The 21,347-nt window shown below is 61.8% G+C and carries 24 protein-coding genes; 10 read left to right on the top strand and 14 right to left on the bottom strand.

What is annotated here, in order from left to right:
* Positions 1-502: 502 nt before the first annotated feature.
* The 3 genes from infA to aat form a co-directional block, all read right to left on the bottom strand.
* Positions 503-721: a translation initiation factor IF-1 gene (gene infA, locus AC07SI_RS29375; protein ID WP_002553999.1), complete on the bottom strand. Its 219-nt coding sequence runs from the start codon at positions 719-721 to the stop codon at positions 503-505.
* Positions 722-821: 100 nt separating this feature from the next.
* The gene (locus tag AC07SI_RS29370; protein WP_065907503.1) at positions 822-1,529 is read right to left on the bottom strand and encodes an arginyltransferase; all 708 of its coding nucleotides are present in this window, start codon (positions 1,527-1,529) and stop codon (positions 822-824) included.
* Between the two features lie 55 nt (positions 1,530-1,584).
* Positions 1,585-2,265 (bottom strand): leucyl/phenylalanyl-tRNA--protein transferase, encoded by a 681-nt coding sequence (aat, locus tag AC07SI_RS29365; RefSeq protein WP_065907502.1) that lies wholly within the window; start codon positions 2,263-2,265, stop codon positions 1,585-1,587.
* A 496-nt stretch (positions 2,266-2,761) separates the two neighbouring features.
* On the opposite strand from aat, the gene AC07SI_RS29360 reads away from it, so the two are divergent.
* The 6 genes from AC07SI_RS29360 to cysG are packed head-to-tail and all read left to right on the top strand — an operon-like array spanning position 2,762 to position 10,264.
* Complete coding sequence (locus AC07SI_RS29360; protein ID WP_065907501.1) at positions 2,762-5,170, top strand: DNA translocase FtsK; 2,409 nt, start codon at positions 2,762-2,764, stop codon at positions 5,168-5,170.
* Positions 5,171-5,224: 54 nt separating this feature from the next.
* Positions 5,225-5,848, top strand: coding sequence for an outer membrane lipoprotein periplasmic chaperone LolA (gene lolA / locus AC07SI_RS29355; protein ID WP_065907498.1), 624 nt, complete (start codon positions 5,225-5,227; stop codon positions 5,846-5,848).
* 27 nt (positions 5,849-5,875) lie between these two features.
* Positions 5,876-7,198 (top strand): replication-associated recombination protein A, encoded by a 1,323-nt coding sequence (locus AC07SI_RS29350; RefSeq protein ID WP_495007045.1) that lies wholly within the window; start codon positions 5,876-5,878, stop codon positions 7,196-7,198.
* Positions 7,198-7,572 (top strand): fluoride efflux transporter CrcB, encoded by a 375-nt coding sequence (gene crcB / locus AC07SI_RS29345; RefSeq protein ID WP_065907493.1) that lies wholly within the window; start codon positions 7,198-7,200, stop codon positions 7,570-7,572. Before AC07SI_RS29350 ends, crcB begins: the two co-directional genes overlap by 1 nt.
* A 16-nt stretch (positions 7,573-7,588) precedes the next feature.
* On the top strand, positions 7,589-8,869 hold the full coding sequence (serS, locus tag AC07SI_RS29340; RefSeq protein ID WP_065907488.1) for a serine--tRNA ligase: 1,281 nt from the start codon (positions 7,589-7,591) through the stop codon (positions 8,867-8,869).
* On the top strand, positions 8,870-10,264 hold the full coding sequence (cysG, locus tag AC07SI_RS29335; protein ID WP_495007044.1) for a siroheme synthase CysG: 1,395 nt from the start codon (positions 8,870-8,872) through the stop codon (positions 10,262-10,264).
* An 866-nt stretch (positions 10,265-11,130) separates the two neighbouring features.
* Here the strand turns inward: cysG and AC07SI_RS29330 are convergent.
* The 6 genes from AC07SI_RS29330 to tusD form a co-directional block, all read right to left on the bottom strand.
* Positions 11,131-12,126: a glutathione S-transferase family protein gene (locus AC07SI_RS29330; protein ID WP_495007043.1), complete on the bottom strand. Its 996-nt coding sequence runs from the start codon at positions 12,124-12,126 to the stop codon at positions 11,131-11,133.
* A gap of 88 nt (positions 12,127-12,214) precedes the next feature.
* A complete protein-coding gene (locus tag AC07SI_RS29325) occupies positions 12,215-13,216 on the bottom strand; it encodes a glycosyl transferase family protein (protein WP_495007042.1) in 1,002 nt (333 codons plus the stop codon).
* Complete coding sequence (locus AC07SI_RS29320; protein ID WP_120448964.1) at positions 13,213-13,548, bottom strand: TusE/DsrC/DsvC family sulfur relay protein; 336 nt, start codon at positions 13,546-13,548, stop codon at positions 13,213-13,215. The genes AC07SI_RS29325 and AC07SI_RS29320 overlap by 4 nt, the downstream gene beginning before the upstream one ends.
* Entirely contained in the window at positions 13,545-13,823 is a 279-nt protein-coding gene (tusB, locus tag AC07SI_RS29315) for a sulfurtransferase complex subunit TusB (protein WP_106803439.1), read from the bottom strand. The genes AC07SI_RS29320 and tusB overlap by 4 nt, the downstream gene beginning before the upstream one ends.
* Positions 13,823-14,173, bottom strand: a complete 351-nt coding sequence (gene tusC, locus AC07SI_RS29310; protein ID WP_495007041.1) for a sulfurtransferase complex subunit TusC — start codon at positions 14,171-14,173, stop codon at positions 13,823-13,825. Before tusC ends, tusB begins: the two co-directional genes overlap by 1 nt.
* Position 14,174: 1 nt before the next feature.
* Complete coding sequence (gene tusD, locus AC07SI_RS29305; protein WP_065907471.1) at positions 14,175-14,567, bottom strand: sulfurtransferase complex subunit TusD; 393 nt, start codon at positions 14,565-14,567, stop codon at positions 14,175-14,177.
* A gap of 157 nt (positions 14,568-14,724) precedes the next feature.
* Here tusD and AC07SI_RS29300 point away from each other — a divergent pair, with 157 nt between their 5' ends.
* The gene (locus AC07SI_RS29300) at positions 14,725-15,906 is read left to right on the top strand and encodes a CaiB/BaiF CoA transferase family protein (protein WP_495007040.1); all 1,182 of its coding nucleotides are present in this window, start codon (positions 14,725-14,727) and stop codon (positions 15,904-15,906) included.
* Positions 15,907-16,009: 103 nt separating this feature from the next.
* Here the strand turns inward: AC07SI_RS29300 and AC07SI_RS29295 are convergent, their stop codons facing one another.
* Positions 16,010-16,504: a SprT family zinc-dependent metalloprotease gene (locus AC07SI_RS29295; RefSeq protein ID WP_065907486.1), complete on the bottom strand. Its 495-nt coding sequence runs from the start codon at positions 16,502-16,504 to the stop codon at positions 16,010-16,012.
* A 128-nt stretch (positions 16,505-16,632) separates the two neighbouring features.
* Positions 16,633-17,235, bottom strand: coding sequence for a Yip1 family protein (locus AC07SI_RS29290; RefSeq protein WP_065907465.1), 603 nt, complete (start codon positions 17,233-17,235; stop codon positions 16,633-16,635).
* A gap of 342 nt (positions 17,236-17,577) precedes the next feature.
* Between AC07SI_RS29290 and ttcA the strand changes: the two genes are divergently transcribed.
* Positions 17,578-18,402 (top strand): tRNA 2-thiocytidine(32) synthetase TtcA, encoded by an 825-nt coding sequence (gene ttcA, locus AC07SI_RS29285; RefSeq protein WP_065907464.1) that lies wholly within the window; start codon positions 17,578-17,580, stop codon positions 18,400-18,402.
* A 67-nt stretch (positions 18,403-18,469) separates the two neighbouring features.
* Complete coding sequence (locus AC07SI_RS29280) at positions 18,470-19,141, top strand: DNA-3-methyladenine glycosylase I (protein ID WP_010209632.1); 672 nt, start codon at positions 18,470-18,472, stop codon at positions 19,139-19,141.
* Between the two features lie 149 nt (positions 19,142-19,290).
* Here the strand turns inward: AC07SI_RS29280 and AC07SI_RS29275 are convergent, their stop codons facing one another.
* The 3 genes from AC07SI_RS29275 to arsC are packed head-to-tail and all read right to left on the bottom strand — an operon-like array spanning position 19,291 to position 20,643.
* Positions 19,291-19,695 (bottom strand): DUF2069 domain-containing protein, encoded by a 405-nt coding sequence (locus AC07SI_RS29275; RefSeq protein WP_106803441.1) that lies wholly within the window; start codon positions 19,693-19,695, stop codon positions 19,291-19,293.
* Positions 19,679-20,293 carry an NAD(P)H:quinone oxidoreductase gene (gene wrbA / locus AC07SI_RS29270; protein WP_065907460.1) on the bottom strand — a complete coding sequence of 205 codons (615 nt, stop codon included), beginning with the start codon at positions 20,291-20,293 and terminating at the stop codon, positions 19,679-19,681. The genes AC07SI_RS29275 and wrbA overlap by 17 nt, the downstream gene beginning before the upstream one ends.
* Entirely contained in the window at positions 20,290-20,643 is a 354-nt protein-coding gene (arsC, locus tag AC07SI_RS29265) for an arsenate reductase (glutaredoxin) (protein WP_495007039.1), read from the bottom strand. The genes wrbA and arsC overlap by 4 nt, the downstream gene beginning before the upstream one ends.
* Before the next feature lie 115 nt (positions 20,644-20,758).
* Here arsC and AC07SI_RS29260 point away from each other — a divergent pair, with 115 nt between their 5' ends.
* On the top strand, positions 20,759-21,220 hold the full coding sequence (locus AC07SI_RS29260) for a TlpA disulfide reductase family protein (RefSeq protein ID WP_106803443.1): 462 nt from the start codon (positions 20,759-20,761) through the stop codon (positions 21,218-21,220).
* Positions 21,221-21,347 lie beyond the last annotated feature (127 nt).

Genomic DNA, 21,347 nt, shown 5'->3' with positions numbered 1-21,347 from the left:
CCGGGTGTACGCAGATCAAATGTGGGAGCTGGCTTGCCTGCGAAAGCGGTGGGTCAGCCAGCGGATGCATCAACTGATGGATCGCCTTCGCGGGCAAGCCCGCTCCCACAGGGAATTGGGGTGGGGCCTGAGACCCCGGGTGTACGCAGATCAAATGTGGAAGCTGGCTTGCCTGCGAAAGCGGTGGGTCAGCCAGCGAATGCATCAACTGACGGATCGCCTTCGCGGGCAAGCCCGCTCCCACAGGGGATTGGGGTGGGGCCTGAGACCCCGGGTGTATGCAAATCAAATGTGGGAGCTGGCTTGCCTGCGAAAGCGGTGGGTCAGCCAGCGAATGCATCAACTGGCGGATCGCCTTCGCGAGCAAGCCCGCTCCCACAGGGAATTGGGGTGGGGCCTGAGACCCCGGGTGTATGCAAATCAAATGTGGGAGCTGCAGCCCTGCATAAATAGCGCGCACACAAAAACGCCCGGCATAACCGGGCGTTTTGTATTGACTTGCTTAACGAGCGCGGTAAGTGATGCGCCCTTTGCTCAAGTCATAGGGCGTCAGCTCGACGCGCACTTTGTCACCGGTAAGAATACGAATGTAGTTCTTGCGCATCTTGCCGGAGATATGCGCGGTTACGACGTGCCCATTTTCCAACTCCACACGAAACATGGTGTTGGGCAGGGTGTCGACGACAGTGCCTTCCATTTCGAAGCTGTCTTCTTTCGACATGCAGTAAAGCCCTCGGTATCCAGTGAATGGCCCGGTGCAACTGCGCCAGGCAAAAGCGGCGTGCATTGTGCCCGAAAAAGGGTGTTTAAGCCAAGGGGTTCTAGTTAAGCGTGACCCATCTTTGATTAATCAGCAGTTCAATAGGCCGATATTGGGTCTTGTAGTTCATCTTTTTGCAGTTCTTGATCCAGTATCCGAGGTACACCGCCTCGAGTTCCAGGCGCATGGCTTCGCCAATTTGCCAGAGGATCGCGAAGCGCCCCAGGCTGCGGCGTTCTTCGGCTGGTTCGTAGAAGGTGTAGACCGCCGACAGGCCGTTAGGCAGCAAATCGGTCACGGCGACGGCCACCAGGCGACCGTCGAGGCGAAACTCGTAGAATCGCGAGAACGGCAGTTCACGCACCAGGAAGGTGGAAAACTGATCGCGGCTGGGCGGGAACATGTCGCCGTCAGCATGGCGTTGCTCGATGTAGCGCTGGTAAAGGTCGAAATACTCTTCGCTGAACCTCGGCTTGGCCGAGGTCACCGTCAGGTCGGCGTTGCGCTTGAGGATGCGTTTCTGGTTGCGGTCCGGTACAAACTGCGCCACAGGGATGCGCGCCGGGACGCAGGCATTGCAGTTCTGGCAATGGGGCCGGTACAGGTGGTCGCCGCTGCGCCGAAAGCCCATTTCCGAGAGATCGGCATACACATGCACGTCCATTGGCTGGCTGGGATCGAGGAACAGCGTGGTGGCCTGCTCGTCGGGCAGATAGCTGCAAGAGTGGGGTTGAGTGGCATAAAACTTCAAACGCGCCAACTCGGTCATGATCAACCCTCGGGTAAGCTTTGAAATAAGTGTAAGCCAGGTGCGCGCAAGTCGCCTAGGAAACCCACGGTCCAGTGTTGGGTTGATCCAGATGGTCGCGCAGCAGGCCCGCGAATTCGCTGCGGGGGATGGCGCGGGCGCCCAGGCTGTGCAGGTGATCGTTGGGCATCTGGCAGTCGATCAGTACAAATCCCCAGGCCTGCAGTTGCCGAGTCAGTGTGGCAAAGCCGAATTTCGAGGCGTTGTCGGCGCGACTGAACATGGATTCGCCGAAGAACAATTGGCCCATCGCCAGGCCATACAGGCCGCCTACCAGTTCACCGTCGTCCCAAACCTCCACCGAGTGCGCATAGCCGCGCGTGTGCAACTCCAGGTAGGCGCTCTGGATGCCCTCGGTGATCCAGGTGCCATCGGCGTAGGCGCGCGGCGCGGCGCAGGCCTGGATGACAGCGGCGAAATCCTGGTCGAATGTCACGCTGTAGCGCTGCTGGCGCAACAATTTGCCCAGGCTGCGCGAGACGTGCAGCTCGTCGGGGAAGATCACCGTGCGCGGATCGGGCGACCACCAGAGGATCGGCTGGCCTTCGGAGAACCACGGGAAGCAACCGTGGCGATAGGCCTGGACCAGGCGTTCGGCCGACAGGTCACCGCCGGCGGCGAGCAGGCCGTTGGGTTCGCGCATGGCTTTGGCCAGTGGCGGGAATGTCAGGGTGTCGCGTTGTAACCAGGTCAGCATGGCATCCAGGCTTACGGAAGGGGAGGGGAGTGGCAGGAATGTCGCCTGCACCGAGAGCGTGATTATTGTCGACACAGCGCTGTGGGGCCAGCCCGAATCGGCCATCGGCGCGCATTAGCGTGAGCGCGTGTTTCTGCAACTCTGTGCCTGAGGCGTGGTCGTAATCGGGTCTGGCCGATGCAGGCCATTTGCCAAGCTTGCCTGGATTGGTAAAAACAGCTCATAAGCCTTTGTCAGCAAAGACAATGCATGCTCAAATTGAACATCTTGTGACACACAATTGGCTATGCTGCTTGAAGAGCGCCAAGTGGTGTGGCATCAGGGGCACAAACCCGTACAATGCGGCGATTGTGGCGTTATCGCCATTTCATCCAGCAATCGCCCAGTGTTAAAAGTAGATTCAACGACGTTCGTTCATTTTTCAGCTGCTCGGATTGGGCAGTATTTACAGTTATTCAACAGATGGACGCGCTAAAGGCGCAGGAAAAGACCCGTTTTGAAGAAATCCGCCGCAACACCCAAAGCAGCAGTCGTGCCGGCCTGGCGCCAGCACCTGCACTACCGACTCAAGGAAGGTGCGCTGATCGCTATCGGCGCGCTGTGCCTGTTCCTGATGATGGCCTTGCTCACCTATGGCAAGGACGATCCGGGCTGGAGCCACAACAGCAAGATCGAAGACGTGCAGAACTTCGGTGGACCTGCCGGCTCCTACAGCGCCGATATCCTGTTCATGGTGCTCGGTTACTTCGCGTATATCTTCCCCTTGCTGCTGGCGATCAAGACCTGGCAGATCTTCCGCCAGCGGCATGAGCCGTGGCAGTGGAGCGGCTGGCTGTTTTCCTGGCGCCTGATCGGCCTGGTGTTCCTGGTGTTGTCCGGCGCGGCGCTGGCGCATATCCACTTTCATGCGCCTACCGGCCTGCCGGCGGGCGCGGGCGGGGCGCTGGGCGAAAGCCTTGGCGACCTGGCGCGCAGGACCCTGAATATCCAGGGCAGCACCTTGATGTTCATCGCGCTGTTCCTGTTCGGCCTCACCGTGTTCACCGACCTGTCGTGGTTCAAGGTGATGGACGTGACCGGCAAGATCACCCTCGACCTGCTGGAGCTGTTCCAGGGCGCTGCCAACCGTTGGTGGGCGGCCCGGGTCGAGCGCAAGCGCATGGTCGCCCAGTTGCGTGAGGTCGACACCCGCGTCAACGAGGTGGTCGCCCCGAGCACGCCGGACCGCCGCGAGCAGGCCAAGGTCAAGGAGCGCCTGATCGAGCGCGAGCAGGCCCTGAGCAAGCACATGTCGGACCGCGAGAAGCAGGTGCCGCCGGTGATCGCTCCGGCACCGCCCAAGCCCGCCGAGCCAAGCCATCGCGTGCAGAAAGAGAAACAGGCGCCGTTGTTTGTCGACAGCGCCGTCGAAGGCACCTTGCCGCCGATCTCGATCCTCGATCCGGCCGAAAAGAAGCAACTCAATTACTCCCCTGAATCCCTGGCGGCTGTCGGCCACCTATTGGAAATCAAACTCAAGGAGTTCGGCGTCGAAGTGTCGGTGGACTCGATCCACCCCGGCCCGGTGATTACCCGTTACGAAATCCAGCCGGCGGCAGGCGTCAAGGTCAGCCGTATCGCCAACCTGGCCAAGGACCTGGCACGCTCCCTGGCCGTGACCAGCGTGCGCGTGGTCGAAGTGATTCCCGGCAAGACCACCGTAGGTATCGAGATTCCCAACGAGGACCGCCAGATCGTGCGCTTCTCCGAAGTACTCTCGACGCCGGAATACGACAACTTCAAATCGCCGGTCACCCTGGCCCTGGGTCATGACATCGGCGGCAAGCCGGTGATCACCGACCTGGCGAAAATGCCGCACTTGCTGGTTGCCGGTACGACCGGTTCGGGTAAGTCGGTGGGTGTGAACGCGATGATCCTGTCGATCCTGTTCAAGTCCGGCCCGGAAGACGCCAAGCTGATCATGATCGACCCGAAGATGCTCGAACTGTCGATCTACGAAGGCATTCCGCACCTGCTGTGCCCGGTCGTCACCGACATGAAGGACGCCGCCAACGCCCTGCGCTGGAGCGTGGCCGAGATGGAGCGTCGCTACAAGCTGATGGCGAAGATGGGCGTGCGCAACCTGTCGGGCTTCAATGCCAAGGTCAAGGAAGCCCAGGACGCTGGCACGCCGCTGACCGACCCGCTGTACAAGCGCGAGAGCATCCACGACGAAGCGCCGCTGCTGAGCAAGCTGCCGACCATCGTGGTGGTGGTCGACGAATTCGCCGACATGATGATGATCGTCGGCAAGAAGGTCGAAGAACTGATCGCGCGTATCGCCCAGAAGGCGCGGGCGGCGGGTATTCACTTGATCCTCGCGACCCAGCGTCCGTCGGTGGATGTGATCACCGGCTTGATCAAGGCCAACATTCCGACGCGGATGGCGTTCCAGGTGTCGAGCAAGATCGACTCGCGGACCATCATCGACCAGGGTGGCGCCGAGCAGCTGCTCGGCCACGGTGACATGCTCTACATGCCGCCGGGTACCAGCCTGCCGATTCGGGTGCACGGCGCCTTCGTTTCCGATGACGAAGTGCATCGCGTGGTGGAAGCCTGGAAACTGCGTGGCGCTCCGGAATACAACGACGACATCCTCGCGGGCGTCGAGGAAGCCGGCAGCGGCTTCGACGGCGGCAGCAGCGGTGGCGACGATGATGCCGAGACCGACGCGCTGTACGACGAGGCCGTCGCGTTTGTGCTGGAAAGTCGCCGCGCCTCGATTTCCGCGGTGCAGCGCAAGCTGAAAATCGGCTACAACCGCGCCGCGCGCATGATCGAAGCCATGGAAATGGCTGGCGTCGTGACCGCAATGAACACCAACGGCTCGCGCGAAGTCATCGCCCCCGGGCAGATGCGCGACTGATCACGTGCCGCGTGGCAGCACGCGGCACGCCCTAACGACTCAATGAGGACTCCCATGCGTCTTATCCGCATGCTGTTGTTGCCAGCACTGGCCCTGACTGCTGTTTCGGCGCACGCCGACCCGGCCTCCGTGGCCAGCCTGACCAACCTGCTGGACAAATCCAAGACCCTGACCGCGCGCTTCTCCCAGCTGACCCTGGACGCGGGCGGCACCCAGTTGCAGGAAACCGCCGGCGAAATGGCCGTGCAGCGCCCTGGGCTGTTCTACTGGCACACCGAAGGCAAGGCGGAGCAGACCATCGTCTCCGACGGCCAGAAAGTCACGCTGTGGGACCCGGACCTGGAGCAGGCGACCATCAAGAAGCTGGACCCGCGCCTGAACCAGACGCCAGCGCTGCTGCTGTCGGGTGATGTGTCGAAAATCAACGAGAGTTTCGACATCACCTCCAAGCAAACCAGCAACGTGATCGAGTTCACCCTCAAGCCAAAATCCAAGGACACGCTGTTTGACACGCTGTCCCTGTCGTTTGGCAATGGCGTGATCAACAACATGCGCCTGGTCGACAGCGTCGGCCAGCGCACCGATATCCTGTTCTCCGGGGTCAAGGCCAATGAGCCGGTGCCGGCGTCCAAGTTCAAGTTCGACATCCCCAAGGGTGCCGACGTGATCCAGGAATAATCTGCCAAGAGGTTTCAAACGCTGCCCATGGACCTGTTTCGAAGTGACCCGATTGCTCAGCCACTGGCCGCGCGCTTGCGCTCGACCAACCTGGATGAGTATGTCGGGCAGGAACACCTGCTCGCTCGCGGCAAGCCTTTGCGCGAAGCCCTGGAGCAGGGTGCGCTGCACTCGATGATTTTCTGGGGGCCGCCGGGCGTGGGCAAGACCACCCTGGCGCGGCTGCTGGCAAAAGTCTCGGATGCACACTTCGAAACGGTCTCGGCGGTACTGGCCGGGGTCAAGGAGATCCGCCAGGCGGTCGAGGTCGCCAAGCAGCAGGCCGGGCAATACGGCAAGCGCACCATCCTGTTTGTCGATGAAGTGCACCGCTTCAACAAGTCGCAGCAAGATGCGTTCTTGCCCTATGTCGAAGACGGCACGCTGATCTTTATCGGCGCCACCACCGAAAACCCTTCGTTCGAACTCAACAACGCCTTGCTGTCGCGGGCGCGGGTCTATGTGCTCAAGAGCCTCGACGAATCGGCGATGCAAAAGCTGCTGCACCGCGCGTTGAACGAAGACAAGGGCCTGGGCAAGCGCCAACTGAGCGTCAGCGACGAAGGCTTCAAGATTTTGCTGACTGCCGCCGATGGCGATGGCCGGCGCTTTCTCAACTTGCTGGAAAACGCCTCTGACCTGGCCGAAGACGGCAGCGAAATCGGCGTCGACCTCCTGCAAAGCCTGCTCGGCGATACGCGCCGGCGCTTCGACAAGGGCGGCGAAGCTTTCTACGATCAGATCTCGGCGCTGCATAAATCCGTGCGCGGCTCCAACCCGGACGGCGCATTGTACTGGTTTGCGCGGATGATCGACGGCGGCTGCGACCCGCTGTACCTGGCCCGCCGCGTGGTGCGCATGGCCAGCGAAGACATCGGCAACGCCGACCCGCGTGCACTGAGCCTGTGCCTGGCCGCGTGGGACGTGCAGGAGCGCCTCGGCAGCCCCGAAGGCGAATTGGCCGTGGCCCAGGCCATTACCTACCTGGCCTGTGCGCCCAAGAGCAACGCGGTGTACATGGGCTTCAAGTCCGCACTGCGCGCCGCTGCCGAATACGGCTCCCTCGAAGTGCCGTTGCACCTGCGTAACGCGCCCACCAAGTTGATGAAACAACTGGGCTACGGCGACGAATACCGCTATGCCCACGATGAGCCGGATGCTTACGCCGCTGGCGAAGATTACTTTCCCGATGAGCTTGAGCCGCTGCCGCTCTATCAGCCGGTGCCGCGTGGCCTGGAGCTGAAGATCGGCGAAAAGCTCAATCACCTGGCCCAACTCGATCGCCTCAGCCCTAAACAGCGGAGAAAGTAGTGCTCAAGACGATTCTTGCCGTGTCCGCAGCCGGCATCGCTGGTACATTATTGCGTTTCGCCACCGGTAACTGGGTCAGCGCTAACTGGCCCAAGCATTTTTATGCGGCGACCCTGGCGGTCAATCTGGTGGGCTGTTTGATCATCGGGTTGTTGTACGGCTGGTTCCTGTTGCGCCCGGAAGTGCCGATTGAAATTCGCGCCGGCTTGATTGTCGGCTTTGTAGGCGGTCTGACGACCTTTTCATCCTTTTCACTGGACACGCTGCGACTGCTGGAAAGCGGGCAGGCCCTGGTCGCCTTCGGGTACCTGGGCATCAGCGTGTTCGGCGGGCTGCTCGCCACCTGGGCCGGCCTGTCCTTGACCAAACTTTGATAAACGAGAGACCGACATGCTCGATTCCAAACTGTTACGTAGCAACCTTCAGGACGTAGCGGACCGCCTGGCATCCCGTGGCTTTGCCTTGGATGTTGCGCGCATCGAAGCGCTGGAAGAACAGCGCAAGACCGTCCAGACCCGCACCGAAGCACTGCAGGCTGAGCGTAATGCGCGTTCTAAATCCATCGGTCAGGCCAAGCAGCGCGGCGAAGACATCGCGCCGCTGATGGCGGATGTCGAGCGCATGGGCACCGAGCTGTCCGACGGCAAAGTCGAGCTGGAAAAGATTCAGTCCGAGCTGGATTCGATCCTGCTGGGCATTCCCAACATTCCCCATGAGTCCGTACCGGTCGGCGAAGACGAAGACGGCAACGTCGAAGTGCGCCGCTGGGGCACGCCGACGACTTTTGATTTCGAGATCAAGGACCACGTCGCCCTGGGCGAACTGACCGGCGGCCTGGATTTCGAAACCGCCGCGAAGATGTCCGGCGCGCGCTTTGCCTTGCTGCGCGGCCCGATCGCACGCATGCACCGCGCCCTGGCGCAGTTCATGATCAACCTGCACACCGGCGAGCACGGCTACGAAGAGGCCTACACCCCTTACCTGGTGCAGGCACCGGCGCTGATGGGCACCAGCCAGTTGCCGAAGTTCGAGGAAGACCTGTTCAAGATCAGCCGCGATGGCGAAGCCGATCTGTACCTGATCCCGACCGCTGAAGTGTCGCTGACCAACATCGTCGCCGGCGAGATCCTCGACGCCAAGCAACTGCCGATCAAGTTTGTCGCCCACAGCCCGTGCTTCCGCAGTGAGGCGGGTGCATCGGGCCGTGACACCCGCGGCATGATCCGCCAACACCAGTTCGACAAGGTCGAGATGGTGCAGGTGGTCGAGCCGTCGACTTCCATGGAAGCCCTGGAAGGCCTGACCGCCAACGCCGAACGCGTCCTGCAACTGCTGGAGCTGCCGTACCGCGTGCTGGCGCTGTGCACCGGCGACATGGGTTTCAGTGCCGTGAAGACCTACGACCTCGAAGTGTGGGTGCCGAGCCAGGACAAATACCGCGAGATTTCGTCGTGCTCCAACTGTGGCGATTTCCAGGCTCGTCGCATGCAGGCGCGCTTCCGCAACCCGGAAACCGGCAAGCCGGAACTGGTCCATACCCTCAACGGTTCGGGCCTGGCGGTAGGCCGTACGTTGGTGGCCGTGCTGGAAAACTACCAGCAGGCCGACGGTTCGATCCGTGTGCCGGAAGTGCTCAAGCCGTACATGGCGGGCGTCGAGGTCATCCGCTAAATGGAGTTTCTGCCGCTGTTTCATAACCTGCGCGGCAGCCGTGTGTTGGTCGTCGGTGGCGGGGAGATTGCCTTGCGCAAATCCCGGCTGCTGGCCGACGCCGGTGCAGTGCTGCGGGTGGTTGCTCCCCAGATCGAAGACCAGCTGCGTGTGTTGGTGCTGGGCAGTGGCGGGGAATTGATTTTGCGCGGTTATCAGGAGGCCGATCTCGACGGCTGCACCCTGATCATCGCCGCCACCGATGACGAGCCGCTGAACGCGCAAGTGTCCAGCGATGCCAAGCGTCGTTGCGTGCCGGTCAATGTGGTGGATGCGCCGGCCTTGTGCAGCGTGATCTTCCCGGCGATTGTCGACCGTTCACCGTTGGTGATCGCGGTGTCCAGCGGCGGCGATGCGCCGGTGCTGGCACGCTTGATCCGGGCCAAGCTGGAAACCTGGATTCCGTCCACCTACGGGCAACTGGCCGGGCTCGCGGCGCGTTTTCGCGCCCAGGTCAAAGGCCTGTACCCGGATGTGCAACAACGCCGTGCGTTCTGGGAAGAAGTGTTCCAGGGCCCGATTGCCGACCGTCAATTGGCCGGGCAGGGTGAGGAGGCCGAGCGCCTGCTGATCGAAAAGGTCAACGGCGCGCCGCCGTATGCACCGGGCGAGGTGTACCTAGTGGGGGCAGGGCCGGGTGATCCGGACCTGCTGACCTTCCGCGCCTTGCGCCTGATGCAGCAGGCCGACGTGGTGCTGTACGACCGCCTGGTGGCCCCGGCGATTCTCGAACTGTGCCGCCGCGATGCCGAGCGTATTTATGTCGGCAAGCGTCGCGCCGATCACGCGGTCCCGCAGGACCAGATCAACCAGCAACTGGTGGACCTGGCCAAGCAGGGCAAGCGTGTATTGCGGCTCAAGGGTGGCGACCCGTTCATCTTTGGCCGGGGGGGCGAAGAGATCGAGGAACTGGCGGCCCATGGCATTCCGTTCCAGGTGGTGCCTGGCATCACGGCGGCGAGCGGTTGCGCGGCGTATGCCGGGATTCCGCTGACTCACCGTGACTATGCGCAGTCGGTGCGGTTTATCACCGGGCACCTGAAGGACGGCACCTCGGACCTGCCCTGGCATGACCTGGTGGGACCGTCGCAGACCCTGGTGTTCTACATGGGCCTGATTGGCTTGCCGATCATCTGCGAACAACTGATCAAGCATGGCCGCGCGGCGGACACCCCCGCTGCGTTGATCCAGCAGGGCACCACCTCCAACCAGCGCGTATTCACCGGCACCCTGGCGGACTTGCCGCGCATGGTGGCGGAGCATGAAGTGCATGCACCGACACTGGTAATCGTCGGTGAAGTGGTGGTGTTGCGCGAGAAGCTGAAGTGGTTTGAGGGCGCGCAGTCGCAGGTTTAGGCCTGTGTGATTGCCGGGCTTGTTGAGGCTGCGCAGTTGTTGTGGCCAGTGGGCTTTCTGAGGCCAGTGAGATTTCTGAGGCCGGGGAGATTTTTGTGGGCAGTGGAGATTTCTGAGGCCAGTGGGATTCCTGCGGGCAGTGGAGATTCCTGTGGGCAGTGAGATTCCTGTGGTCAGTGGAGATTCCAGAGGCTAGTGAGATTCCTGTGATCAGTGGAGATTCCTGTGATCAGTGGAGATTCCTGTGATCAGTGGAGATTCCTGTGACCAGTGGAGATTCCTGAGGTCAGTGAGACTCCTGAGATCAGTGAGACTCCTGAGGTCAGTGAGACTCCTGAGGTCAGTGGAGATTCCTGAGGCCAGTGGAGATTCCTGAGGTCAGTGAGACTCCTGAGGTCAGTGGAGATTCCTGAGGCCAGTGATATTCCTGAGGTCATTGGAGATTCCTGTGGCCAGTGAGATTCCTGAGGTCAGTGGAGATTCCTGTGGCCAGTGAGATTCCTGTGGCCAGTGGAGATTCCTGTGGCGAGCGGGCTTGCCCCGCGTTGGGGCGCGAAGCGGCCCCAGTACACTCGCCGCGCAGTTTCAGGAAGACCGTGTAGGCAGGTTTTGGGGCCGCTTCGCGCCCCAACGCGGGGCAAGCCCGCTCGCCACAAGAAGCCCACTGATCTCAAGAAGCCCGCTGACCTCAAGAAGCCCACTGACCTCAAGATGCCCGCTGACCTCAAGAAGCCCACTGACCTCCAGAAGCCCACTGACTTCCAGAAGCCCACTGACCTCAAGAAGCCCACTAACCTCAAGATGCCTGCTGGCTCCGAGAAGCTTGCTAGCCATAGCAAGCCCCGCCCCAGAGACACCGGGTCGTCTCAGCTAAAGACGCCTTTCCCCGCAAGGCGAGCCCGATCATGGTCGGCATCAAAACTCTGCAACGGCCCCTTCGGCACGATTGCCGTCGGATTGATGGTCCGGTGGCTCGCATAGTAATGCCCCTTGATATGCGCAAAATCCACCGTCTCGGCCACGCCCGGCCACTGGTACATCTCCCGCAACCAATTCGACAGGTTCGGATAATCGGCAATCCGCCGCAGGTTGCATTTGAAGTGGCTGTAATACACCGCATCAAAACGGATCAGCGTGGTGAACAGGCGCACATCCGCCTCGGTCAGGTACTCACCGGCCAGGTAGCGATGTACTTGCAGGTGCTGCTCCAGGTGATCCAGTTCGGCAAACACATCATCAAATGCGCTTTCGTAGGCCTTTTGCGCGGTGGCAAAGCCGGCGCGGTACACGCCATTGTTCACGGCCGGGTAGATCCGCTCATTCAGCGCGTCGATGCTCGGGCGCAGTGCCTGCGGGTAGAAGTCCAGGGTATTGCCGGTCAGCGCGTTGAAGGCGCTGTTGAACATGCGGATGATTTCCGCCGACTCATTACTCACGATGCGCTGCAGTTTCTTGTCCCACAACACCGGCACGGTGACGCGCCCGGTGTAGTCGGCGGTGTCGGCGGTGTAACGCTGGTGCATGAAGTCGAAGCCATCCAGCGTGTCGCCGGTGGAGCCGTGGGTCTTGTCAAAGGTCCAGCCGTTTTCCAGCATCAACCAGCTGACTACCGACACGTCGATCAGGCTTTCCAGGCCCTTGAGCTTGCGCAGGATCAGCGTGCGATGCGCCCAAGGGCAGGCAAGGGAGACGTAGAGGTGATAGCGACCGGCTTCGGCCTTGAAGCCGCCTTCGCCGCTGGGGCCGGGCGCACCATCGGCGGTCACCCAGTTTCGGCGTTGCGCCTGTTCACGCTGGAAAGCGCCGTCGGCGCTACTTTCGTACCACTGGTCCTTCCAGTGCCCTTCGATCAGCAAACCCATGACTGGCTCCTTGGCTAATAAGCGTTGGAGCCCAGTCTAAAGGGATGAGTTCGAACTAAAAGCGCAAAGACCGGGCGTGAATCATCGATTAAATCGATTTATCTCGCGCATCCCAGTACTGCTGGGCCAATGTGAACGCCTGTTCCCGTGGGTGGCCCAGGCCACGCAGCGCCAGGGCCATGGTCGCGATCAGCGCCAGTTGCGGGTAGCTCTCTTCGGCGTCGCCGCGCCACACGGCTTTTAAATGTTGCGGCTCAAGGCTCGCGGGTTTGACGTGGCGCTGGGCGGAGAGGGCGGGCCATTCTTCGTCCCAGCTTTCGCCACCGGTGGTGCCGTACAGGTGGCTGATGGTGTCGGGATTGATCTCGACTTCGCCGCCATCCCCCTTGACCACAATCACATTGTCGCCGAGCAGGCCGCTGGCATCGCGGTGCACGCCTTGATAACCGGGGTGGAAGATGCTTTGCAGGCCGCAGCGTGCATTCAGCGGGTTGAGCAGGCGTGCCAGGGAGTGGATCGGCGAGCGCAGGCCCAGGGTGTTGCGCAGGTCGATCATGCGCTGCAGTTGCGGCGCCCAGTCGCCCAAGGGAATAAATGCCAGGTTGCCTCGTTCGAACGCGGCGCCGACCTGCTGCCAGTTGCGGCACAGCGGGATCTGCAAGCCCTCCAGCAATTGCTCGGTGTACAAGCGGCCGGCGGTGTGTGCGCCGCCGCCGTGCATGAGGATGCGTACACCGTTCTGCGCCAGGCACTTGGCCGCCAGCAGGTACCACGGCAGGTGGCGCTTCTTGCCGGCATAGGTCGGCCAGTCGACATCTACGTTCAAGGCCGGGGCGTGCAGGCGCTCGCGCACGGCTTCGGTGAAGCCGGCGAGTTCTTCCGGGCTTTCTTCCTTGTGGCGCAGCAGCATCAGGAAGGCGCCGAGCTGGGTGTCTTCGACTTTTTCGTCGAGCAGCATGCCCATGGCTTCGCGGGCCTCTTCACGGGTGAGGTTGCGCGCGCCGCGCTTGCCTTTGCCCAGAATGCGCACGAATTGCGCAAATGGGTGCTCGGCAGGGGTTTCAAGGGTCAGCGGGGCAAAGTCGGTCATAAGCAATTCGTCGGCCTGGGCAGGCCCGCCAGCTTGGCGGCGAGTTTGGCGGGAGTGCCGTTGAACAGTTTGTTGAGGTGCAGGCTGTTGCCCTTTTCCGGGCCCAGCTTCAAGGCGGTGTACTTGATCAGCGGGCGCGTGGCGGGAGACAGCTGGAATTCGGCATAGAACTGGCGCAGCAGCGTGAGGATTTCCCAATGGTCCGCGGTCAACTCCAGCGTTTCGGCGGCGGCCAGGGCGTGGGCCACCTCCGTCGACCACTCGTTCAGGTCGACGAGGTAGCCGTCCTTGTCCAGTTCCAGGGTGCGTGCGCCGACGGTCAGGGTGTTCATAGCCAGGTGTTGACCTTGTCGTAGTCGATCGACAGTTGCACGAAGCCCGGGTAGTCGACGCTGTCGGCCCAATCCGGTAGGGGCAGATTGCGCGCCAGCAGGTCTTCGGCCAGCACCAGGACCTTCACACCCTTGGCCTGCAGGGCCGGGTTGTGCAGCCCATAGGCGCCGTCGCCGCAGAGCAGGATTGCATCGTCGGCGCCACAGATGCGCAGGCAACTGGCGAGGCGGCTGTCGGTGAACGGCGAGTGGGAAACCACATGTAAAGTCGACATCAGAGGGTCATCACCTGGTCGTAACGGTCAATCAGCGTGGAAATGGCGGCGCTGTCCAATGGCTGGGCGCTGGCCGGGGAGATAAGCCCGCGCTCGGCCAGGCTGTGGCTGCAGACGAACACATCATCGATGCCGAACAGGCCCAGTGCCTGCAGGTTGGCGCTGAGGTCCTTCTGCTGCACGGCCTTGGCGTCCTGTTGCGGCGCCAGCTGGAACACGCCGTCATCGAGGAACAGCAGGCCGATCGGCAGATCAAACGCGCCGCCGGCCAGCACGATATCCAGTGCTTCGCGCGCGCCCGGCCCGGACCACGGTGCCTGGCGGCTGATCACCAATAAGGATTTGGACATCTCACGGCCCTCCAAAACAGATCAGGCGGTCGGCGGCCTGGGCGGCGTCGTGCAATTGCCCCAGGCCCGACAGTGCCCACGGCGCATCCAGGTTCACTGCGCTGCGTTGATAGCGCGTGGCTTCCTCGGTGTTGAGCACGCCACGGCGCAACGCGGCGGCGATGCAGACCACGCCGTCGAGTTGGTGCTGACTGACCCACTCGCGCCACTGGCGGGCGATGTCCTGCTCGTCCTGGGGCGCGACGATGTTATTGGCAGCGCTGTAGACGCCGTCCTGATAGAAAAACAGCCGAACAATCTCATGCCCGCCGGCCAGCACCGCCTGGGCAAAGCGCAGGGCGCGGCGCGAGGAGGGCGCGTGGGCGGCGGAAAACACTGCAATCGCAAACTTCATGGAACACTCTGCAAGCAAACGTGGGCCAATGATAAAGCCGCCTGCACGAAAAAGCCCGCCGTGATCAAAACGGTCACCCTCGCTGATCGTTCTGACGATTGCCGGTCGGCGCCAGGCTGCCTAGTCTGTGGGAACCCGAAACACAACTGGAGTGTTCATGTCAGGTCCCTTGGCGTCCCTCAAAGTGCTGGATTTTTCCACCTTGCTGCCCGGTCCGTTTGCATCATTGATGCTCGCCGACATGGGCGCCGAGGTGCTGCGTATCGAATCGCCCACGCGCATGGACCTGTTGCGGGTATTGCCGCCGCACGATCACGGCACATCGGCGAGCCACGCCTACCTCAATCGCAACAAACGCAGCCTGGCGCTGGACCTCAAGCAAGCCGAGGCGCTGGAGATCGTGCACGCGCTGGTCAAGGAGTACGACATCGTGCTCGAACAGTTCCGCCCCGGGGTGATGGAGCGCCTGGGCCTGGGGTATGAAGTGTTGAAGGCGATCAACCCGCGGCTGATCTACGTCTCCATCACGGGTTACGGGCAGACCGGCCCCTACAAGGATCGTGCCGGGCATGACATCAATTACCTCGCCCTGGCCGGCCTCGCCAGCTACACCGGTCGCCAGGACAGCGGGCCGTTGCCCTTGGGCGTGCAATTGGCGGATGTGGGCGGCGGTTCGCTGCATGCGGTGGTGGGACTGCTGGCGGCAGTGATTGCCCGGCAAACCAGTGGCCTCGGCCAGTACCTGGATGTGAGCATGACCGACTGCTCGTTCAGCCTGAATGCCATGGCTGGCGCCGGTTACCTGGCGTGTGGCGTCGAGCCGGCGTGGGAGGGGCATGTGCTCAATGGCGGCAGTTTCTACGACTATTACCGCTCGCGGGATGGGCGCTGGATGTCAGTGGGCAGCCTCGAGCCCGGGTTTATGCAACAACTCTGTACGGCATTGGGTCGCCCGGAGCTGGCGGCGCAAGGCTTGTCACCCAAGCCGCAGGCGCAACAAGCCTTGAAGCTGGCGCTGCAGGTCGAGTTCGAGAAGCGCAGTTTTGATGAGCTGTGCGCGTTGTTTGCCGGGGTGGACGCGTGTGTTGAGCCTGTCCTCGCTTTGAGTGAGGCGGTGGAGCATCCGCAGTTGAAGGCACGGGCGTTGGTCACCCAGGTGCCACGGGGCGATGGCTCGACCCAGGCGCAGATTGCCTGCCCGTTGAAGTTCTCCGAGGCATTGCCGCAGCCTAGGCATATCGGTGCCGTCGTAGGGGCGCACAGTGATGAAGTGCTGGCGGAGCTGGGCTTGAGTGCGCAGCGGATAGCCGATTTGCGGCAGGCCAAAGTTGTGGGGTGACTGAACAGGCGCTTTCGCGGCCAAGCCCGTTCCCACGTTTTGACCGCGCCCTATCCTCGTAATGCATTCAAATGGCGGGGTGGGCGTGCCTGCGAAGAGGCCCTCACTCCACCCGGGTTTCGCCGGTAAACACCAAGGTCTGCCGGCACCGCCTGCACAAATACCGCCGCCCCTGGGCCACCATCCCGTGGCGCTGTGACGAGAACGGAAAATCACTGTCCGCACACGGGCAACGGTAGATATAGCGCATCACCTGGCGGCGCTTGACTGCATAGGTGTGGCAACGGTCCGGCGGCAGTTCATAGACCCCGCGCATGATCAGTTGCCATTCCTCGCCATGCGGCTGGATGCGCTCGCCAAACAATTGGTGGGCGATCAGGTGCGCCACCTCATGAGCCACGGTCTGCTTGAGGAAGTGCTGGCTGTTTTCGCGGTAGAGCTGTGGGTTGAAGCGCAGCAGGTTCTCGTGCAAATGCGCGACACCGGCCTTCTGGCCCCGCAGCTTGAGGCTGACCTGGGGGCGTTTGAAGCTTCGTTTGAAAAAGGATTCGGCTTGCAGGAAACAATCTTCGACGCGGGTATTGAGTTGCTCGGGCATGCTGACCATATCTCCAGAGACGTCCAGTATGCCGCAAAACCGGGTGTTTCCGAATCTGTCAGGCGCCGAATGGTCATGCATAACGCACAAAGCCACCTTGCGGCGGCTTTGCCTACCCCTTTGACCGGTCAGTTGGTATAGATCGGGCCGACGCCCAGCCCCCAGACAATCACGGTAAACGCCATGATTGCCACCAGGACTACCAGGCCCACGGCCAGTACCGAGCTGGAAAACAGGAAGCCCTCGTCGGGATCAATGCTCATGAAGGTGGGCAGCCCTACATACAGCAGGTACACCGTGTAGCAAATCGCCGCCGTCCCGACCACCATGCCCAGCCACATATGTGGGTAGAGCGCCGCCAGCCCGCCGATAAACAGCGGTGTCGCGGTGTAGGTGGCAAAGGCTACGCACCGCGCCATGCTGGGGTTGGCGTCGTAGGTGCGGGCCATCCAGTGAATGAACGCGCCCATCACCGCCACGCCGCCGAGCATGGCCGCGTACGACATGATGGTCATCCACAACGCGCTTTCCTGGGTCAGCATGACCGGCGCGCGGCTGCCGATCACCCAACCGACCCGGGTGGTACCGATAAAGGCGGACACGGCGGGGATCGCCGCGAGAATCAAGGTGTGAGTGAGGTACATGTGGCTGATGCTTTCTTCTTTATCGCCACGAATTTCCCGCCATTCCTGGTCGGGATGGGTAAACAGCCCCACGACGTGATGGATCATGCCAGTCACTCCTGTCGTTATTACCATCGCCCCCCATCGGAGCGCCCACCGGCCAATTGGCCTGAAAGGTCTGGATAGTGATGTGCGACCTCAAGTCGCAGTATAGGAAGGGATGACCGGAAAAACTGTAGGGCTTTAGAGCAAATCGCGCTGTAAACATTGGCCCTAATCGCGGTGAGGTCTGTGTACGCGTCGGCTTGCCGGCGATTGCGCTATAACGGGCTGCCACGAAACGGCAACCACCGCTATCGCCGGCGAGCCAGCGCCTACAATGGAACTCGGTGGTGCTTATCGGTAAAATACCGCGCTTTTCGTCACACACCTCTAGCGGATCCAAGCGCCATGGGCACTCTTACGGTCAATCAGAACAAACTGCAAAAACGCCTGCGTCGCCTGGCCGGTGAAGCGGTCGCCGATTTCAACATGATCGAGGACGGCGACAAGGTCATGGTCTGCCTCTCCGGCGGCAAAGACAGCTACACCATGCTTGACGTGCTGCTGCACCTGCAAAAGGTCGCGCCGATCCAGTTCGAGATCGTCGCCGTCAACATGGACCAGAAACAACCGGGTTTCCCTGAGCACGTGCTGCCGGCCTACCTCAAGGAGCTGGGCGTCGAGTACCACATCGTCGAGAAAGACACCTACTCGGTGGTCAAGGAGCTGATCCCGGAAGGCAAGACCACTTGCTCGCTGTGCTCGCGCCTGCGCCGTGGCACGCTCTACACGTTCGCCGATGAGATCGGTGCGACCAAGATGGCCCTGGGGCACCATCGTGACGACATCGTCGAGACCTTCTTCCTGAATATGTTCTTCAACGGCTCGCTCAAGGCCATGCCGCCCAAGCTGCGTGCCGATGACGGGCGCAACGTGGTGATTCGCCCGCTGGCGTATTGCAATGAGAAGGACATCCAGGCCTATTCCGACTTCAAGCAATTCCCGATCATCCCGTGCAACCTGTGCGGCTCCCAGGAAAACCTGCAGCGCCAGGTGGTCAAGGAGATGCTGGTGGACTGGGAGCGCAAGACCCCAGGCCGTACTGAAAGCATCTTCCGCAGCCTGCAGAACGTGATCCCGTCACAGCTGGCCGACCGCAACCTGTTTGACTTCACCAGCCTGAAGATTGATGAAACCGCCGCGTCGCGCTTCGTCAATGTTGTGAACCTCTGAGCCGATTCAACGCTCTGACACACGGCGCTTGCGGGCGCCGTTTTCAATTCCATTGCCAGGAGAGGGCATGCGCGATTACAAGTGGCTGCACGAATATTGTCTGAACCGCTTCGGTTCAGCGGCCGAGTTGGAAGCCCACCTGCCTGTACCCAAGACCCCGGCGCAGTTGCGCAAGATCAGTGATGACCGCTACCTGTCGACCCTGGCGCTGCGGGTCTTTCGCGCAGGCTTGAAACACAGCGTGGTCGACGCCAAGTGGCCGGCGTTCGAGCAAGTGTTCTTCGGCTTCGATCCGGAAAAAGTCGTGTTGATGGGCGCCGAGCACCTGGAGCGGCTGATGCAGGACACGCGCATCATCCGCCACCTGGGCAAACTCAAGAGTGTGCCGCGCAACGCGCAGATGATCCTCGACATCGAGCAGGAAAAGGGCAGCTTTGGTGCGTTCGTCGCCGACTGGCCGGTGACCGATATCGTTGGGTTGTGGAAGTACCTGAGCAAGCACGGCCACCAATTGGGCGGCCTGTCGGCGCCGCGCTTTTTGCGCATGGTCGGCAAGGATACGTTTGTGCCGAGTTATGACGTGGTGGCCGCGCTGAATGCGCAGAAGATCGTCGACAAAGCGCCGACCAGCCTGCGCGACCTGGCGACGGTGCAGGGCGCGTTCAACCAATGGCATGCCGAGAGCGGCCGGCCGATGTGCCAGTTGTCGATGATGCTGGCTTACACAGTGAATCACTGACCGAGTTCTATCGTGGCGAGCGGGCTTGCCCCGCGTTGGGCTGCGTAGCGGCCCCAAAACCAAGCCCTGCTTTCTATCAGAAAGAATGCGGTGACTATTTCGGGGGCTGCTGCGCAGCCCAACGCGGGGCAAGCCCGCTCGCCACAACGTTATTCTGCCAGTCTTCGATTCAACTGATGCCGCCAGCGCACATACAGCAACGCCGTACAGAACACCGCCAGGCTCGCGAGCATCTCCAGCACACCGAACCACTGGCGGTTCGGGTCGTACGCTGCCAGCGCGCCCTTGATGAAATACAGGTTCACCACAAAGCACATCCACGAATGTCCGCGCGCGCTGCCCAGCAACATGCCCGGCGCGAGGATCAGCAGCGGTACCAGTTCGATCAGCAGGATCACCCACGGGCGGGCGCCGTGCAGGTCGGCGATGAACAGGTAGTACACGCAGAGCAACCCCACCAGGGCGAAAAACGCCAGCAGGCTCAGCGTGCGCGCGAGCTTGACCCGTGGCTCCAGCCACGCCTGGGGCGGCAGGACCTTAGGCTTTCTGGCCACGGCCGTTCTCCAGCAACGTGGCGGTGGTGGCGAGGCGCAGGCCGAGGGCGCGGCACAGGCTGATTTCGTGTTGATCGAGCAAGCGCTTGCCATCCGGCCCGGCATGGTGGCTGGCGCCATACGGAGTGCCGCCACCCTGGGTGTCGAGCAGTGCCTGTTCGCTGTACGGCAGGCCGGTGATCAGCATGCCGTGGTGCAGCAGCGGCAGCAGCATCGACATCAGCGTGGTTTCCTGGCCGCCGTGCAGGCTGGCGGTGGAGGTGAACACCCCGGCCGGCTTGCCGACGAGCGCGCCGGTGAGCCACAGGTTGCTGGTGCCGTCGAGGAAGTACTTGAGCGGCGCGGCCATATTGCCGAAGCGCGTCGGGCTGCCGAGGGCCAGGCCGGAACAGTGTTTCAAGTCATCGAGGCTGGCATACAGCGCGCCTTCCTCCGGGATGCTCGGTGCCACGGCTTCGCACTCGGTGGAGATCGCCGGCACGGTGCGCAAGCGCGCCTCCATCCCGCCTTGCTCGATGCCCCGGGCAATCTGCCGGGCCATTTCGCTCACCGAGCCATTGCGGCTGTAATACAACACCAGCACATACGGCGACGTCACGGCAGGATCTCCAGCACGTTTTCCGGCGGGCGGCCAATGATGGCTGTGTCGGCGGTTTCCAGGATCGGGCGTTCCATCAACTTCGGGTGCGCGGCGATGGCGGCAATCAATTGCGCTTCGCTGAGGCTGGCGTCGGCCAGGCCGAGGGCCTTGTATTCGTCTTCACCGGTGCGCAGCAGTTGCCGGGCGCTGATGCCGAGCTTGACCAGCAAGGCCTGCAATTGCGCGGCGTCGAGCGGGGTTTCCAGGTAGCGCACCACGGTCGGGGCGAGGCCACGGGCTTCCAGCAGTTCGAGCGCACCGCGGGATTTCGAGCAGCGCGGGTTGTGATAAAGCGTCAGATCGGTCATGTGCGGGTCGCATCTTGCGTAAGGTGGCAGGTATTCTACCTGCGCTGCGCCCGGTCCTTAAACCGTTAGAGGCGTTAGGTCGCAGCCTACGTTCATTTTTGCGAAGGATTACCCCATGACTAGGCGACTGATCGGTGCATTGGCGATCATCACAACCCTGCTGCTCAGCGGCTGCGGTAATGACTACGGCGTTGACCAGAACGGCCAGAAGGTGGCGGCCGAGCGCCTGGACAAGCAATGGCTGGTGGTCAACTACTGGGCGGAATGGTGTGGCCCGTGCCGCACGGAAATCCCTGAACTCAACGCCCTGGCGGAGCAGTTGAAGGGGCAGGGCGTGGGTGTGTTCGGGGTCAACTTCGACAATGTGCAAGGCGCAGAGCTGAAGGAAGCCAGCGACAAGCTGGGCATCAAGTTCACGGTGCTGGCGCAGAACCCGGACGGGATCTTCGATATTCCGCGCAGCGAAGCATTGCCGGTGACCTACATCATCGATGACAAGGGCAAGGTGCGCGAGCAGTTGATGGGTGAGCAGACTGCAGAAGGCGTATTGGCCAAGCTCAAGGCCCTTCGCGGCTAAAGGCGGTCCCCGATCAAATGTGCGAGGGGGCTTGCTCCCGAATGCGGTGGCTCAGCCAATACAAGTGCTGACTGACACACTGCCTTCGGGAGCAAGCCCCCTCCCACATTTAGACCTCAGCCATCTC

Source organism: Pseudomonas sp. GW821-FHT05D12 (genome assembly GCF_059419825.1).
This window is presented reverse-complemented; position numbering and strand designations above follow the sequence as displayed.